This window comes from Mesorhizobium sp., assembly GCF_017306585.1.
Lineage (GTDB): Bacteria > Pseudomonadota > Alphaproteobacteria > Rhizobiales > Rhizobiaceae > Mesorhizobium.
In genome coordinates, this window is the sequence record NZ_JAFKIC010000117.1 from 56,859 (window position 1) to 71,799 (window position 14,941).

The 14,941-nt window shown below is 64.0% G+C and carries 15 protein-coding genes and 1 tRNA gene; 6 read left to right on the plus strand and 10 right to left on the minus strand.

Features of this window, described 5'->3' with window-relative positions:
* Nucleotides 1-51: 51 nt before the first annotated feature.
* Nucleotides 52-1,608 (minus strand): DHA2 family efflux MFS transporter permease subunit, encoded by a 1,557-nt coding sequence (locus J0I79_RS08750; RefSeq protein WP_292856546.1) that lies wholly within the window; start codon nucleotides 1,606-1,608, stop codon nucleotides 52-54.
* Between the two features lie 123 nt (nucleotides 1,609-1,731).
* Nucleotides 1,732-2,922 carry an HlyD family secretion protein gene (locus tag J0I79_RS08755; protein ID WP_292856514.1) on the minus strand — a complete coding sequence of 397 codons (1,191 nt, stop codon included), beginning with the start codon at nucleotides 2,920-2,922 and terminating at the stop codon, nucleotides 1,732-1,734.
* A 128-nt stretch (nucleotides 2,923-3,050) separates the two neighbouring features.
* Here J0I79_RS08755 and J0I79_RS08760 point away from each other — a divergent pair, with 128 nt between their 5' ends.
* A complete protein-coding gene (locus tag J0I79_RS08760; protein WP_292856516.1) occupies nucleotides 3,051-3,791 on the plus strand; it encodes a TetR/AcrR family transcriptional regulator in 741 nt (246 codons plus the stop codon).
* Between the two features lie 20 nt (nucleotides 3,792-3,811).
* Here J0I79_RS08760 and yihA read toward each other — a convergent pair whose 3' ends face one another.
* The 3 genes from yihA to J0I79_RS08775 all read right to left on the minus strand — a co-directional run bounded on the left by yihA (nucleotide 3,812) and on the right by J0I79_RS08775 (nucleotide 5,489).
* A complete protein-coding gene (gene yihA, locus J0I79_RS08765; RefSeq protein ID WP_292856518.1) occupies nucleotides 3,812-4,471 on the minus strand; it encodes a ribosome biogenesis GTP-binding protein YihA/YsxC in 660 nt (219 codons plus the stop codon).
* The gene (locus J0I79_RS08770) at nucleotides 4,468-5,106 is read right to left on the minus strand and encodes a CatB-related O-acetyltransferase (protein WP_292856520.1); all 639 of its coding nucleotides are present in this window, start codon (nucleotides 5,104-5,106) and stop codon (nucleotides 4,468-4,470) included. The genes yihA and J0I79_RS08770 overlap by 4 nt, the downstream gene beginning before the upstream one ends.
* A 119-nt stretch (nucleotides 5,107-5,225) precedes the next feature.
* Nucleotides 5,226-5,489 (minus strand): hypothetical protein, encoded by a 264-nt coding sequence (locus tag J0I79_RS08775; protein WP_292856522.1) that lies wholly within the window; start codon nucleotides 5,487-5,489, stop codon nucleotides 5,226-5,228.
* A gap of 227 nt (nucleotides 5,490-5,716) precedes the next feature.
* Here J0I79_RS08775 and J0I79_RS08780 point away from each other — a divergent pair, with 227 nt between their 5' ends.
* The 3 genes from J0I79_RS08780 to J0I79_RS08790 are packed head-to-tail and all read left to right on the plus strand — an operon-like array spanning nucleotide 5,717 to nucleotide 9,013.
* Nucleotides 5,717-6,181 (plus strand): MarR family transcriptional regulator, encoded by a 465-nt coding sequence (locus tag J0I79_RS08780; protein WP_292856524.1) that lies wholly within the window; start codon nucleotides 5,717-5,719, stop codon nucleotides 6,179-6,181.
* Nucleotides 6,174-7,469, plus strand: a complete 1,296-nt coding sequence (locus J0I79_RS08785) for an HlyD family secretion protein (RefSeq protein WP_292856526.1) — start codon at nucleotides 6,174-6,176, stop codon at nucleotides 7,467-7,469. The genes J0I79_RS08780 and J0I79_RS08785 overlap by 8 nt, the downstream gene beginning before the upstream one ends.
* Nucleotides 7,466-9,013, plus strand: coding sequence for a DHA2 family efflux MFS transporter permease subunit (locus tag J0I79_RS08790; protein ID WP_292856528.1), 1,548 nt, complete (start codon nucleotides 7,466-7,468; stop codon nucleotides 9,011-9,013). Before J0I79_RS08785 ends, J0I79_RS08790 begins: the two co-directional genes overlap by 4 nt.
* 180 nt (nucleotides 9,014-9,193) lie before the next feature.
* On the opposite strand, the gene J0I79_RS08795 is transcribed toward J0I79_RS08790, so the two are convergent.
* The 4 genes from J0I79_RS08795 to rpmH all read right to left on the minus strand — a co-directional run bounded on the left by J0I79_RS08795 (nucleotide 9,194) and on the right by rpmH (nucleotide 12,249).
* Nucleotides 9,194-9,754 (minus strand): fasciclin domain-containing protein, encoded by a 561-nt coding sequence (locus J0I79_RS08795; RefSeq protein ID WP_292856530.1) that lies wholly within the window; start codon nucleotides 9,752-9,754, stop codon nucleotides 9,194-9,196.
* A 163-nt stretch (nucleotides 9,755-9,917) separates the two neighbouring features.
* Complete coding sequence (gene yidC, locus J0I79_RS08800) at nucleotides 9,918-11,732, minus strand: membrane protein insertase YidC (protein ID WP_292856532.1); 1,815 nt, start codon at nucleotides 11,730-11,732, stop codon at nucleotides 9,918-9,920.
* Between the two features lie 14 nt (nucleotides 11,733-11,746).
* Nucleotides 11,747-12,100: a ribonuclease P protein component gene (rnpA, locus tag J0I79_RS08805; RefSeq protein ID WP_292856534.1), complete on the minus strand. Its 354-nt coding sequence runs from the start codon at nucleotides 12,098-12,100 to the stop codon at nucleotides 11,747-11,749.
* Between the two features lie 14 nt (nucleotides 12,101-12,114).
* Complete coding sequence (rpmH, locus tag J0I79_RS08810; RefSeq protein ID WP_008833937.1) at nucleotides 12,115-12,249, minus strand: 50S ribosomal protein L34; 135 nt, start codon at nucleotides 12,247-12,249, stop codon at nucleotides 12,115-12,117.
* Nucleotides 12,250-12,525: 276 nt separating this feature from the next.
* Between rpmH and J0I79_RS08815 the strand changes: the two genes are divergently transcribed.
* Both J0I79_RS08815 and J0I79_RS08820 read left to right on the plus strand, forming a co-directional pair.
* Entirely contained in the window at nucleotides 12,526-14,013 is a 1,488-nt protein-coding gene (locus J0I79_RS08815; RefSeq protein WP_292856536.1) for a HAMP domain-containing sensor histidine kinase, read from the plus strand.
* A gap of 207 nt (nucleotides 14,014-14,220) precedes the next feature.
* Nucleotides 14,221-14,297, plus strand: a tRNA-Arg gene (locus tag J0I79_RS08820).
* A 170-nt stretch (nucleotides 14,298-14,467) separates the two neighbouring features.
* On the opposite strand, the gene J0I79_RS08825 is transcribed toward J0I79_RS08820, so the two are convergent.
* On the minus strand, nucleotides 14,468-14,941 hold a 474-nt coding region (locus J0I79_RS08825; RefSeq protein ID WP_292856538.1), incomplete at its 5' end, for an aminotransferase class I/II-fold pyridoxal phosphate-dependent enzyme.

Sequence of the window (14,941 nt, forward strand, 5' to 3'; positions counted from 1 at the left end):
GCGTGGACTGGAGGAGCTTCCCGAAACCGCTGCCCACGTATCCTTGCGGGGTCAGTGCCCGCCGCCCCCACCACCGCCGGCCGCAGCCGGCTTCTTGATCAGCATGGTGAAGAATCCCAGCGTCGCGAACAGCACGGTCAACAGGTAGAACACATCCATGAAGGCCAGCAGCGCCGCCTGCTGCTGGACCATGCCCGACAGCTTGGAGATAGCGGCGCTCGTGGCGTCGAGACCGGTGGTCTGCTCGAAGTTGAGCGTCATGTTCTGCAGCTTGGTCTGCGCGGCCGCACTTCCCCACTGCACATGCTCGGCAAGCCGGGCGTAGTGGAAGGCATTGCGGTCGATCAGCACGGTGTTGATGAGCGCGAGGCCAACCGCGCCGCCGAGGTTGCGGGTGAGGTTGAACAGGCCCGACGCATTCTTCAACCGGTCGGGCGGCAGCGTGCCGAGCGCGATGTTGTTGATCGGCACCATGCACAGCATCATCGAACAGCCGCGCAGGATCTGCGGGATCAGCAGTTCATAGAAATCCCAGTCGGCGGTCAGATGCGTCATCCACCAGGTTCCGGTGGCGAAACCGAACAGGCCGATCATCATCATCAGCCGCAAGTCCATCTTGCTCGACAGGATGCCGGAGATCGGCGCGGTGAGGAACATCGCCAGGCCGGAGACGAACAGCGCCTCGCCGATCATCATCGAATCGTAGCCGCGGATGCGCCCGAGGAACACCGGATAGAGATAGGTCAGGCCGTAGAGGCCGATGCCGATGACGAAGGAAAACAGCGAGCCGAAGGCGAAGTTGATGTTGCTGAAGGCCCGGAGGTCGACGATCGGCTCCTCGGCGGTGAAGACACGCCAGAAGAACAGCACCGCGCCGATGGTCATGACGATGGCGCAGATGAACACGGCCTGGTCCTGCAGCCAGTCATTGTTGGGGCCCTCCTCGAGCACATACTCCATGCAGCCCAGGAAGGCCGCCATGCCGGCAAGGCCCCACCAGTCGAACTTGTTGAACAGCTTGAGATTGGGCTTGTCGAAATCGATCAGCGACCAGGCGGCGGTCGCCACCAGTATGCCGGGCACGACATTGACCAGGAACAGCCAGTGCCATGAAAAGGCGTGGCTGATATAGCCGCCGACGGTCGGGCCGATGGTCGGCGCCAGCGTCGCCACCAGGCCGATCATCGGCGAGACGACGGCGCGGCGCGACGGCGGAAAGATGGTGAAGGCGGCCGCGAACACGCTCGGGATCATGCCGCCGCCTATGAAACCCTGCACGGCGCGGTAGACGATCATCTGGTCGATGTTGGTGGCGGTGGCGGCCAGCGCCGATGCGGCGGTGAAGCCGGCGGCGGCGATGGTGAACAGCACGCGCGTCGACAGCATGCGGCTGAGAAAGCCCGAGAGCGGGATCATGACCACCTCGGCGATCAGATAGGCCGTCTGCACCCACGGAATTTCATCCGAGCTGGCGCTGAGGCCGGCCTGGATCTCGGCCAGCGAGGCCGAGACGATCTGGATGTCGAGGATGGCCATGAACATGCCGAAGACCATCGCCAGGAAGGCGATGACGCGCCGGGTCGAAATCGTGTCCGGCGCCGCCGGCATCGCCGGCGCCTTGGGCGGCGATCCTGCTGTTATGGTGGCGGTTGCCATTTCATGAGCCTCCCTGAGGCAGGCTGGGCGGCCCGGTGCTTAATCAGCCACCGTGCCGCCCCCCTTTGAAAGCGGTCAGTTGGTCGTGGCGGCGGGTGCTGTGCGGCTGTCGACGGCGACAACGACACTGAGACCCGCGCGCAGCTTGCCGGTCTTCAGCGCATCGGCCGGCACGTCGATGCGGACCGGGACGCGCTGCACGACCTTGGTGAAGTTGCCGGTGGCGTTTTCGGGCGGCAGCAGCGAGAACACCGCGCCCGAGGCCGGCGCCAGCGAGGACACGGTTCCCTGGATGGGCTTGCCGTCGATGGCATCGACCGAGATGTTGACCTTTTCGCCGGGCACGAGGCGGGCAAGCTGCGTCTCCTTGAAATTGGCGACGACATAGAGCTTGTCCATCGGCACGACGACGGCGAGCTTCTGTCCGGGGCTGACGAGGTCGCCCTGCTCGACCGACCGGTTGCCGACGACGCCATCGTAAGGCGCCTTGAGCACGGTGAAGGACAGGTCGCGCGCTGCCTTGTCGCGGCTGAGCTGCAGCGAGGCCAGCGTGCTGGCGGATTCGGCGCGCTGCGCCTCGAGCACGCCGATATTGGCTTGCGCGGCGGCGATCTGGGCGTCGGCTCCGACAAGCGCGGCATTGGCCTGATCGAGCGCCGTCTGGGCGTCGTCGAGCTGGGCCTGGGTGCCGACATGGGTCTTGACCAGCTGGGCGGCGCGCTGCTGGGCGCGGGCGGCATTATCCGCCGCCGCCTGGTCGGCAACCTTCAGCGCCTGCGCCTGCTTGAGCGAAGCTTCCGCCGCCTTGGTCTGCGCGTCGATGCGGTCGAGCGTCTTTGCCAGCGTGGCGATCTGCGCCTCGGCCTGGGCGACGGCGATCTTGTAGTCACCGGAATCGATGGTCAGTAGCGGATCGCCGGCCTTGACCTGCTGGTTCTCGCTGACCAGGACCTGATCGACATAGCCGGAAATTTTCGGCGAGACGAACGCCATGTCGGCCTGGACATAGGCGTCGTCGGTCGAGATCATGAAGCGGCCAGTGGTCCAGTAGTCGTAACCATACCAGGCGCCACCACCGAGCAGAGCAAGGCCGATGATCGGCAGAAGGAAGGAACGCGCCGAGCGCTTCTTCTTGGCCGGGGCCTCGGCGGCAGGCGGCGGTGCGACGACCGGCTGGACAGGAATTTCCGGCGCTTCCGTCGCCGGAGCGACCTTGGCGTTGGGGAAGGGGCGGACTTCTGCTGTGGTTGGCGCGTTCGAGGACATGACATCTCTCTAAAATTATAATACTGAACCGTTCGGTTCGATCCGGGCGTTGACATAGCGCGGAAAGAGGCCCATATCAAGGGGCAATCGAACCGGTTGGTTCGAATTATTTTCGAGGTGTGACTTTCATGGCCGAGACGACGCCTGACGCTGAAACCGACAAATGCAACGACCTGCTGGAGAGCCTGCGCCGCGGCCGCCCCGCGGCCGGACAGGATCCAGCCAAGCGCAGCCAGATCATCGACGGCGCCCGCCGCGTCTTCATAGACAAGGGTTTCGAGGCCGCGTCCATGAACGACATCACGCGCGAGGCCGGCGTGTCGAAAGGCACCATCTATGTCTACTTCGCCAACAAGGAAGAGCTGTTCGAAGCCCTGATCGAGGAAGAGCGCGGCACCATCTTCAAGAACATGTACGACATGCTCGACCGCGCCGACGACCTGCGCCAGACGCTGGTCAAGTTCGGCAAGGTGCTGTCCATGAAGATCACCTCGGCCAAGGTCATCCAGGCTCAGCGCACGGTGATCGGCGCCTCTGACAGGATACCCGACATGGGCGCGCGGTTTTACGAGCGCGGGCCCAAGCGCGGCCATGACAAGGTGGTGACATTCCTCAATGCCGCCATCGAGCGTGGCCTGCTCAAGATCGACGATGTCGACCTCGCCGCCTATCAGTTCACCGAACTGTGCCTCGCCGGCCTGTTCCGGCAGTGCATCTTCGCTTACCGCACCAAGGCACCGAACCAGGACGAGATCGACCATATCGTGCGCTCAGGCGTCGACATGTTCCTGAAGGCCTACGGCACCGAAGCGCTCGCCGAGGAAGAAAGCCATCAGTTGATTGCCCTGGAGGCAAAGGCTCAGGCCTGATTGGTCGGGGTCGGACCTATTCAGCCGCCATTGGCAGCCAGCACGATCGCGGCCCGCAACTCCTCCAGGCCTTCGGCCTTTTCTGACGACGTCGCCAGGACGAAAGGGAACGCCGCCGGCCGCTTCTTGATCTTGACCAGCGTCTCCTCGATCAGCCTCGGCACGCCGGCGGCCTTGATCTTGTCGGTCTTGGTCAACACGATCTGATAGGACACGGCAGCCTTGTCGAGCAGCGACAGCACTTCGTCGTCCTTGGCCTTGATGCCGTGGCGGGCATCGATCAGCACATAGACCCGCTTCAGCGTGACGCGACCCTTGAGATAATCGAAGACCAGCTTCGTCCAGTCGTCGACCTTTTCCTTGGGCGCGCTGGCGTAGCCGTAGCCCGGCATGTCGACCAGCGCCATCGGCGGCAGGTCGGCGCCTTCACCGGAAAAACCGTCCGGCACGAAATAGTTGAGCTCCTGCGTGCGCCCCGGCGTGTTGGAGGTGCGGGCCAGCCCCTTCTGGGCGACGAGCGCATTGATGAGCGAGGATTTGCCGACATTGGAGCGGCCGGCAAAGGCAATCTCGGGCGGTCCTTCCGGCGGCAGGAATTTCATCGCCGGCACGCCGCGGATGAAGATCCACCCGCGCGTGAACAGGTCGGTGCCGATCGCGGTGCTGTTGGGAACTTTCAAACTGCTGCCTCCAGAAGAGAGATGTCGGCGCCCCTGATGGCATCGAGATTGCGGCCTATCTTGTCCACCGGCCAGTCCCACCATGCAAGCGCCAGCAGCCGCCCGACCGTCCTGTCGTCGAACCGCGTCTTGACCACCTTGGCCGCGTTGCCGGCGACGATGGCATAGGGCGGCACGTCATGCGTCACCACCGATTTGGCGGCGACGATGGCGCCATGGCCGATTTTCACGCCGGGCAGGATGACCGCCTCCATGCCGATCCAGACATCGTTGCCGACCACGGTGTCGCCGCGCACTTCCTTCGACCACGTCGCCGCGTCAAAACCCTTTTCCCAGCCATGGCCGAAAATGTTGAACGGATAGGTCGAAAAGCCGGACATGGCGTGGTTGGCGCCGTTCATGATGAAGCGCGCGCCCTCGGCAATAGCGCAGAATTTGCCGATGATGAGCCTGTCGCCGATAAAGTCATAGTGGTGCAGCACGCATTTTTCGGCGAATTTGTCCGGACCATCCGGGTCGTCATAATAGGTGAAGTCGCCGATCTCGATGTTGGGCGCGCTTACCAGCGGCTTCAGGAAGCCAACGCGCGGGTGCATCGGGATCGGGTGCTTGATGCCGGGGTTGGGTCCGTCCATGTCGCTTCATCCGAAAGTTGCCTGGCAGGCGCATCCGCAGCGGAGGCCCCGGTCAAAATAACGTGATCCGCCCTATAGCACCAATCGGCTGGTGAGCGAGCCTTGCGTGGCCGGAAAGCTCATTTGCCGCCGCGGCAGATCACGATCGGATTGGACAGCGCGCTGTCAAACCCGCTGCCCTGATAGACCTGAACGTTCGAGGCTCCGGGCGGCAGCATGAAGGTGCCTTCGACGACCTTCTGATCTCCCGCAATCGTGTGAAGATCCCAGCTAAACGTGCAGAATTGCGGCGGCGCCTTGGGTTCGACGTGGCTGCAGTTGAGCTGCGCGCCGCCCAGCATGGCGGCGCCGCCGCAGCTGACGGCATCCTTCGCGGCCGCCACGGCCGGGCATCCGACAAGGGCCGTCACGGCCGCGATCCTGATCCAATTCATCGTCGAAATCCTTGCCGGCGGACACACGCCACAGAGCCCAACCCCGCTGGCGTGGACCATGCGATTTTTCGTCCACGCGACTTAAGCCGTCTTGCGCAAGCCGTCCAGCAGGATTATGTGCATGATGATAATAAGCATGCTCACGAAAAGTTGCTCCCAGACCCCGATCACCCGCAATGCCCTCCTCCCCCAATATCAGCTTCGTGCTGCACGATGTCGCGCGTCTGCTTGGAAAGCGGTTCGAGCAGCGGTCGCACGCATCGGGGCTGACCCGGGCCCAGTGGCAGGCGCTGGCCTACCTTTCGCTGCATGAAGGCATCCATCAGAACAAGCTCGCCGACCTCATCGAGATCATGCCGATCACGCTTGCCCGGCTGCTCGACAGGATGGAGGCGCGCGGCCTCGTCGAACGCCGGCCCGATCCCGCCGACCGCAGGGCCTGGCTGCTTTACCTGACGCCGAAGGCCCGCCCGCTGCTCGAGATCATGCGCGGCAACGGCCAGAAGACACGCGACGAGGCCTTCGCCGGCCTTTCGTCCGAAACACAGCAGCACCTGCTGCAAACCCTAAGCCTGATCAAATCCAATCTGCTCGCGGCCTGCACCCAGCCAGCCGTCGACCGGGAGAACCTCCATGTCTGAACCAACCTCACCAAGAAAGCCCACCGACCAGGGCATTGCCGACGAAAGAACCAGCGACCAGGTCATCCGGCTGGACAGCGAACGCGAGCAGCGGCGGGCCAATGTCGTCATCGACAAGGATGAACTAGAGACCCCGGTTGCCCCGGAGCCCGCGGCGCTCGAAGCCCCGACCAGGGAGCCGCAGCAGGCTCCCGCCGCCGTTGCTCCTCCCGCTGCCGCCCCGACCAAACCGAAGCGCAGCCTGACGCGGCCGGTGCTCTTCGCCCTGCTTCCTGTCGCGCTGGTTGTCGGCGGTTACTATTACGTCATCGGCGGTCAGGTGATGACGACAGACAACGCCTATATCCAGGCCCAGTCGCTCGGCGTCTCCACCGACGTTTCCGGCACCGTGCAGGAAATCGACGTGCACGAGAACCAGGCGGTGAAGAAGGGCGACGTGCTGTTCCGCCTGCGGCCTGCTTCCTTCGAGACCGCGCTCGCCGCAGCCCAGGCCCAGCTCGGCACCGTGCGCAACCAGGTGCTGACCTTGCAGGCCAGCTACCAGCAGTCGCTGTCTCAGATCGAGCAGGCCGAGGCCGACATCCCCTATTACGAAGCCGCGTTCCAGCGCCAGCAGGACCTGCTCAAGACCTCCACCGCCTCCAAGGCGTCCTTCGACAGTGCCCAGCACGACCTCGTCGCCGCGCGCCAGAAAGTATCAGTGGCCAAGGCGCAGGCGCAGGCGACGCTTGCCCAGCTCGGCGGCGATGCCAACCAGCCCGTGGAGAAGAACCCCTTCTACCTGCAGGCCCAGTCGGGCGTCGACGATGCGCAGCGCAACCTTGCCGATTCCGTGGTCAAGGCGCCGTTCGACGGCGTCGTCACCAATGTCGACGCGCTGCAGGTCGGCAAGTACCTGCCGGCCTCGCAGCCGGCCTTCAGCCTGGTTTCGTCGACCGATCTGTGGATCGCGGCCGAGCCGAAGGAGACCGAACTGACCTATGTGCGGCCGGGACAGGCGGTGACGATCAGCGTCGACACCTATCCGGGCGCCGTCTGGCACGGCACGGTCGCCTCGATCAGCCCCGCCTCCTCGTCGAGCTTCTCGCTGCTGCCGGCGCAGAACACGACCGGCAACTGGGTCAAGGTCGTGCAGCGCATCCCGATGCGCGTGACGATAGACGATCCCCAGGGCAAGCCGCCACTGCGCGGCGGCATGAGCGCCGTGGTCGACGTCGACACCGGCCATGCGCGCGGCCTGCCCGACTTCGTCACCAACCTCATCGGCCGGTTCGGACAAAAATCATGACCAGCGCGTCCGCGGCAGGTGCCACGCCGGTGGTCGCCAATCGCGGCGCCATCACCGCCTGCGTGATCCTGGCCGTCATCATGCAGGCGCTGGACACCACCATCGCCAATGTCGCGCTGCCCTATATCCAGGGCAGTGTCTCGGCCAGCGCCGATCAGATCAACTGGGTGCTGACCTCCTACATCGTGGCGGCGGCCGTGATGACGCCGCCCTCCGGCTACCTCGCCAACCGCTTCGGCCGCAAGCGCATCCTGTTGACCTCGATCACCGGCTTCGTCGTCGCCTCGGTGCTGTGCGGCTTCGCGCAGTCGCTGCCGCAGATCGTCGGCTTCCGCCTGCTGCAGGGCCTGTTCGGCGCGGCATTGGTGCCGCTGTCGCAGTCGATCCTGCTCGACATCTACAGCGTCGAGGAACGCGGTTCGGCGATGGCGCTGTTCGGAGTCTCGGTGATGGTTGGACCCGTGTTGGGGCCGGTCATCGGCGGCTGGCTGACGGAGAATGTCAGCTGGCGCTGGGTGTTCTACATCAACGTACCGATCGGCGCGCTCGCCTTCGCCGGCGTGTCGCTCTACGTGCTCGAGACCAAGCTGGACTTCAAGGCGCGGCTGGACTGGCTGGGCTTCGGCATGCTCAGCATCACCATCGCGGCCCTGCAGATGTTCCTCGATCGCGGCGAACAGCTCAACTGGTTCTCGTCCTCCGAGATCATCGTCGAGGCGCTGATCTGCGCATCGGCCTTCTACATCTTCCTCGTCCACACCTTCACCGCCAAGAACACCTTCGTGAATCCGCGGCTGTTCCTGGACAGGAATTTCGCGGTCGGCATGATCTTCATCTTCATCATCGGCATCACCTATCTCGCCTCGCTGGCGCTGATGACGCCCTACCTGCAGACGCTGATGGGCTATCCGGTGGTGACGGCCGGCATCGTCATGGGCCCGCGCGGCCTTGGCACGATGGCCTGCATGTTCCTGGTCGGCAGGCTTATCGGCAAGGTCGATACGCGATGGCTGCTGCTGACCGGCCTGCTGATCACCGCCTGGGCGATGTACGACATGACCGGCTGGACGCCCGATGTCTCGCAGTGGACGATCATCAGCACCGGCTTCATCCAGGGCGCGGGGCTCGGCTTCCTGTTCGTGCCGCTGACCACCATCACCTTCGCCACTCTGGCGCCGGAACGGCGCGCCGAAGGCACCGGGCTTTACAATCTGTCGCGCAACATCGGCTCCAGCGTCGGCATATCGGTGGTCACCGCGCTTCTGACGCAGAACGTGCAGATCAACCATGCCAACATCGCCGCCTATGTCACGCCCTTCAACCAGGCGTTTCACGATCCGGCGATCGCGCAGGCGATGAATCCATACACCGCCGCCGGCCGCGCCGCGCTGGACGGCGTGGTGACGCTGCAGGCGACAATCATCAGCTACATGAACGACTTCAAGCTGATGATGATCCTGTCGCTGGCCGCGATCCCGCTGGTGCTCCTGCTGCGCAAGCCGGGCACACCGGCCAAGGTCGACCACAGCGCCGTGATGGAATGATACGGCCGGAATGCGGCCGCTTCACCACGGGCAAAAAGAAACCGGGGCCCTGTGAGGGACTACAGGACCCCGGCCTCGCCGGTACGGCTTCCCAAGAAACGTGGCACCTCGTCATGAGGCGGGGACGGCAGGCCGAGAAAGCCCCAACGAATCTGCCCTATCCCCTTTCGCCGGAGGCCGTTACTTCGGCAACAGCACCTTGTTGACGACGTGGATGACGCCGTTCGACTGGTTGACGTCGGCGATCGTGACCCTGGCCTCGCCGCCGGACTCGTCCATGATGTAGAGCTTGCCCTTCTTGACCTCGGCGGTGAGCGTGTCGCCCGAGACGGTCTTCATCTCGTATTTGCCGCCCATCGCCTTGGCCTTCTTAATCATCTCGGCGCCTGAGATCTTGCCGGCCACGACATGCGCGGTCAGCACCTTGGTGAGCTTGTCCTTGTTCTCAGGCTTCAGCAGCGTGTCGACGGTGCCCTTGGGCAGCGCGGCGAAGGCCTCATTGGTGGGCGCGAAGACCGTGAACGGGCCGGCTCCTTGCAAGGTGTCGACCAGGCCGGCGGCCTTGACGGCGGCGACGAGCGTGGTGTGGTCCTTCGAGTTCACGGCGTTCTGGATGATGTTCTTGGTGGCGTACATGGCCGCGCCGCCGACCATCGGGTCCTTGGCATAGGCAGGAGCGAGCGACGTCGCGCCGGCGACGAGTGCGGAAATGGCGATGATCCTGAGTGAGGGCAAGCGCATGTGTTCTTCCTCCGGGTGAGGGCTGATCGGAATTGATAGCCTTTGGAAATGCACACGCAGTCACGCCACGGGATCGTCGCTAGTTTCGTCGATCACGGGAACGTGATCAGCAATCCGGGCAAAGAAAAAGCCCGGACGAGCCGGGCTTTCGAGGAGCGATAATCTATTCCGCCGGCGATGGTTTCTTTTTAAACAGCGCGGCGAGATTGTCCCACAGTTCGATCTTGGCGCCCTGGCGCTTCATGATCACGCCCTGCTGGAGGATCGAAAGCAGATTGTTCCAGGCCCAGTAGATGACGAGGCCGGCCGGGAAGCTGCCCATCATGAAGGTGAAGATGACAGGCATCCAGGTGAAGATAGCGGCCTGCGTCGGATCCGGCGGCGCAGGGTTCATACGCATCTGCAGGAACATGGTGATGCCCATCACCACCGCCCAGGCGCCCATATGCGGCAGGAAGGCAGGCGCCGCGAACGGCAGCAGGCCGAACAGGTTGAAGATCGACGTCGGATCGGGCGCCGCAAGATCGTGGATCCAGCCGAAGAACGGTGCGTGCCGCATTTCGATGGTGATGTAGAGCACCTTGTAGAGCGAGAAGAAGACCGGGATCTGAAGCGCCACCGGCCAGCAGCCGGCGAGCGGATTGATCTTCTCGGTCTTGTACAGCTCCATCATCGCCTGCTGCTGCTTCATCTTGTCGTCCGCGTATTTCTCGCGGATTTCCAGCATCTTGGGCTGCACCTTCTTCATGTTCGCCATCGACGCGTAGGACTTGTTGGCGAGCGGGAAGAAGATGGCCTTGACGATGACGGTCGTGGCGAGGATCGCCAGGCCGAAATTACCGAGGAACTTGTAGAGCGTGTCGATCAGCCAGAACATCGGCTTGGTGATGAAGTGGAACCAGCCCCAGTCGATCAAAAGGTCGAACCGCTTGATGTGGCGGTCCTCGGCATAGGCGTTGATCTTGGCGACTTCCTTGGCGCCGGCGAAGACCTCGGTCTCGACCGTCGCCGACTGGCCGGCATCGACATTGATGGCGTCGGTGAGGAAGTCGGACTGGTAGCGGTGGCGGCCGTCCTCGAAATAGGCATAGCGCGGCTGGAAGGGCTGCTTCTCGGTCGGCACCAGCGTGACGGCCCAGTACTTGTCGGTAATGCCGAGCCAGCCATCGGTCGACTTGCCGGGCTGGTACTGCTTGTCCTTTTCGACGGACGCGTATTTGTGCTCCTGCAGGCCTTCCGTGCCGGTGAAGCCGATCAGGCCTTCATGCAGCACGTAGGTGCTGGCGACCGCCGGCTTGTCGTAGCGGGTGACGCGGCCATAATTGAACAGCGAGACCGCGCTCGAGCCGGAATTCTGCACGGTGTCGGAGACCGTGAACATATAGTCGCTGTCGACCGAGAAGGTGCGCTTGAAGGTCAGGCCCTTGTCGTTTGTGTAGGTCAGCGTCACCGGCGTCGACGGGGTCAGCGTCGGGTTGCCGTCCACGCTCCACACCGTTTCGGCGCCCGGCACCGTACCGGTCTTGTCGTTGCCGACAAAGCCGATCTCGGCGAAATAGCCGGTGGGCAGCGCCTGCGGATTGAGCAGTTCGATCTCGGGCGAATTCTTGTCGACGGTCTCGGTGTAGTGCTTGAGTTTGAGGTCATCGAGCCGCGCGCCGGTCAGGTTGATCGACCCTTCCAGGCTCGGCGTATCGATCTTGACGCGCTTGGAGGCGGCGAGCGCCTGATCGCGGCTGGCCGCGGTGACGACTTCGCCGCCGGGCGCGTTGGGAATGGTGCCCGGCGCCGGTGCCGGGGTTCCGGCGCCCGGATTGGCGGCATCGGCCGCCTTCTTCTGCTCCTCGACGCGCTGCTGCTCGACCTTGGCGGCCTCGCGCTGCGCCTCGACGCGCGGGTTCATGTAGAAAACCTGCCACAAAGTCAGGATCAGCACCGACAGCGCGATGGTGATGAAGAAGTTCCGGTTGTTTTCCATCGGGAGCCCTTGGCCTATCGTGTTCCGCGAAGTCGGCGGGAGAGTTCGGCCTTCAACTGACCGAAGGGCGCGCGCAGCGCATCATCGCGCCCGACGATGACATAGTCATTGCCGGGCATCATGTCATCGGCGGCATGGACGCGCACGGCTTCCTTCAGCCGCCGCCGGACGCGGTTGCGCACAACGGCGTTGCCGACCTTCTTGGTGACGGTGAAGCCGACGCGCGGCGACCCGCCATCGCCGCGGTCGAGGACCTCGACGAGGAAAAACCGCCCGCGGCGCTTTTCACCACGGCGGACGGCCAGGAATTCCGCGCGTTTCAGAAGCCGTTCGGGCGCTTGTCCCACTGGCTTGCCGGTTGCGGGCAACGATCTCGTCTCGCTTAGGCGCTGAGCCGCTTGCGGCCGCGGTTGCGGCGAGCTGCGACGACGCCGCGACCACCCTTGGTGGCCATGCGAGCACGGAAACCGTGCCGGCGCTTGCGGACGAGTTTGGACGGTTGGTAGGTACGCTTCATTTGTTTTAATACCGCGGGGTGCGGCCCTTCTTGTGTCTGTCACTTTGTAACAGGAGCTTTGCCGGGCCGGCTTGGCGCGATCGAAACCGCGCCGGGACGAATGGCCCGAGCGTGAGCGGGCTTATAGAAAGAAGGTTTTTGGAAGTCAATCCGCCGCCGGCGCGGCTCTGGCGCAAACCTTTCCGCGAATTAATTTTTCCGACGAAGGATGAAATTGGCAAAAATGCCGTAATCGCCTAATGTTGGCCGATCAAGTGATTGTGAAGATCGAGTCGCATGAGCGAAGCCATCCAAGCGGGCGAAGGGACCGGAACGGCGCAAGCCGCCGTGCGCTCGGTGCCGCTGTCGCGCGGCTTGTCGACAAAACTCCTGCTGCTCACCATCGTTTTCGTGCTTCTGGCCGAAGTGCTCATCTTCCTGCCGTGGATCGCCAGTTACCGGCTGAGCTGGCTCAAGGAACGGCTGAGCACGGCGGCCGCCGTATCGATCGTGCTGGTGCAGGGCGAGTCCACCTCGCTGTCGCGCACGGCGCAGAACGACGTGCTGATGGCGATCGGCGCCAAGGCGATCGCGGTGCGCGACGGCGGCGTCTCGCGGCTGCTTGTGGTGGCCGACATGCCGCCGCAGGTCGACGAGCACATCGATCTCGCCAGCGTCGGCATGGTCAAGGGCATGACCGGGGCGCTCGACACGCTGTTCTTCGGCGGCGACCGGATGCTGCGCGTCTTCGGACCGGTCGGCGACAGCGACAAGGAGTTCGAGCTGATCATGCCGGACTACTCCCTGCGCAAGGCGATGCTCATCTATTCGCGCAATGTCGCCTTCGTCTCACTGCTGATCTCGCTGTTCACCGCCATGCTGGTCTATGCCGCGATCGACCTGATCATGATCGGGCCGATCCGCACCATGACACGATCAATGCTGTCGTTCTCCGAGGCGCCCGACGATCCCGGCAGGATCATCCATCCGGCCGACCGCTCCGATGAGATCGGCGTGGCCGAACGCGAACTGTCGCAGATGCAGGAGCGGCTGCAGAAGATGCTCTCCGAGCAGAAGCACCTCGCCGACCTCGGGCTTGCCGTGTCGAAGATCAACCACGACATGCGCAACATCCTGGCCTCCGCGCAACTGATGTCGGACCGTCTGCGGCAGGTGAGGGATCCGACCGTCCAGGCTTTCGCGCCGAAACTTCTGCGCGCGCTCGACCGGGCCGTGTCCTATTCCGAAGGCGTGCTTCATTACGGCCGCACGCAGGAGCCGCCGCCTTCGCGCCGCAGAGTGCGGCTGCGCCAACTGGTCGAGGACGTGCACGGCCTGCTCGACATCGAGGACGGCATCGAGTTCATCAATGCCGTCGAGATCGCTTTCGAGGTCGACGCCGATTCCGACCAGCTGTTCCGGGTGCTGACAAATCTGTGCCGAAATTCGGTGCAGGCGATGGCGGCCGACACCGAGAGCGCGGTGGTGCGGCGGCTCGCCGTTTCGGCCGAGCGCATGGGCAGCGTCAGCCGCATCGTCGTCACCGATACCGGCCCCGGCCTGCCGCCCAAGGCGCGTGAAAACCTGTTCGCGGCCTTCCGCGGCTCCGCCCGCAGCGGCGGCACCGGCCTTGGCCTGGCGATCGCGCATGAGCTGATCCGGGCCCATGGCGGCTCGGTGGAACTGGTCGAATCGATCGGCGGGCGCACCACGTTCGCGGTCACCATTCCCGACCAGCCGGTGCGGCTGGACCAGGCGCGCGGCAATCTGCGCCGCCCGGCCTGACAGAACCCCAGACCGCCAAGGGCCGCCCTGAGATAGATCTCGATCAGCAGCGCGGATCCTGCGCCGAAATGCCGGCATGACATCCCGGTGACAAAACTTTTGCCGGACCGACTTGCTTTTCGCAAATTCAGTCGTTAGGGAACTGCACACATTCGCGGCCGGTCCTTCGGATCGGATCGCGGGGCCGTCGAATACATGGCCTGATGCGCGCCCGTAGCTCAGCTGGATAGAGCACCAGACTACGAATCTGGGGGTCAGGAGTTCGAATCTCTTCGGGCGCGCCATTATTTCCAATCGCTTAAAGCTTGATTGCGCGGGTGGCGTTCCTACGAAACGTTCCTCGGTCGTTCCTGCCGCTCCGGTGAGCGACACGAAGCTTTGCGACGATGCGGGTCTTTTCGACCGTCGAGCGGTTGTATTTTCCTATGCCGGCGGCGCGTCAACAGGACGATGATCAGACAGCAAGCGACCGGCAGGCGAGTTGACCCAGCCGGCGCACGCCATCCTCGATCCGCTGGTCCCAGGCGTGCCCCGCGCTGAGGCGGAGGCAATTCCGGAAACGCCGGCTGGCGGAAAACACGTCGCCGGGCGCGAAACAGATGCCTTGCTCCAGCGCCTGGTCGAAGAGAGCGCGGGAATCGAAACGCTTCGGCAATTCAAGCCACAATACGAAACCACCGGCCGGCCGGCTCATCCTCGTTTCGGCCGGAAAGCTCTCCTCGACCGCTCCTGCCATGCGCGCGAGAGTATGTTGCAGGAGTTGGCGGACGCGGCGCAGATGGGCGTCATAGCCGCCGCCTGCCAGAAATTCCGCGAGCGCGACCTGGGGCAATACGGCGCCGCACAGGCTGAATGCGAGTTTGCGTTCGATCACCTGTCGGGTGCGCCGACCCGCCGCGATCCAGCCAACGCGGTAGCCGGGGGCCAG

Excerpts from the sequence above, each read along its gene's own strand:
- rpmH (WP_008833937.1), bottom strand. The coding sequence starts at position 12,249 with ATGAAGCGTACCTACCAACCGTCCAAACTCGTCCGCAAGCGCCGGCAC.
- J0I79_RS08760 (WP_292856516.1), top strand. The coding sequence starts at position 3,051 with ATGGCCGAGACGACGCCTGACGCTGAAACCGACAAATGCAACGACCTG.
- J0I79_RS08790 (WP_292856528.1), top strand. The coding sequence starts at position 7,466 with ATGACCAGCGCGTCCGCGGCAGGTGCCACGCCGGTGGTCGCCAATCGC.
- J0I79_RS08780 (WP_292856524.1), top strand. The coding sequence starts at position 5,717 with ATGCCCTCCTCCCCCAATATCAGCTTCGTGCTGCACGATGTCGCGCGT.
- J0I79_RS08750 (WP_292856546.1), bottom strand. The coding sequence starts at position 1,608 with ATGCCGGCGGCGCCGGACACGATTTCGACCCGGCGCGTCATCGCCTTC.
- J0I79_RS08795 (WP_292856530.1), bottom strand. The coding sequence starts at position 9,754 with ATGCGCTTGCCCTCACTCAGGATCATCGCCATTTCCGCACTCGTCGCC.
- yidC (WP_292856532.1), bottom strand. The coding sequence starts at position 11,732 with ATGGAAAACAACCGGAACTTCTTCATCACCATCGCGCTGTCGGTGCTG.
- J0I79_RS08770 (WP_292856520.1), bottom strand. The coding sequence starts at position 5,106 with ATGGACGGACCCAACCCCGGCATCAAGCACCCGATCCCGATGCACCCG.
- J0I79_RS08755 (WP_292856514.1), bottom strand. The coding sequence starts at position 2,922 with ATGTCCTCGAACGCGCCAACCACAGCAGAAGTCCGCCCCTTCCCCAAC.
- J0I79_RS08785 (WP_292856526.1), top strand. The coding sequence starts at position 6,174 with ATGTCTGAACCAACCTCACCAAGAAAGCCCACCGACCAGGGCATTGCC.
- J0I79_RS08815 (WP_292856536.1), top strand. The coding sequence starts at position 12,526 with ATGAGCGAAGCCATCCAAGCGGGCGAAGGGACCGGAACGGCGCAAGCC.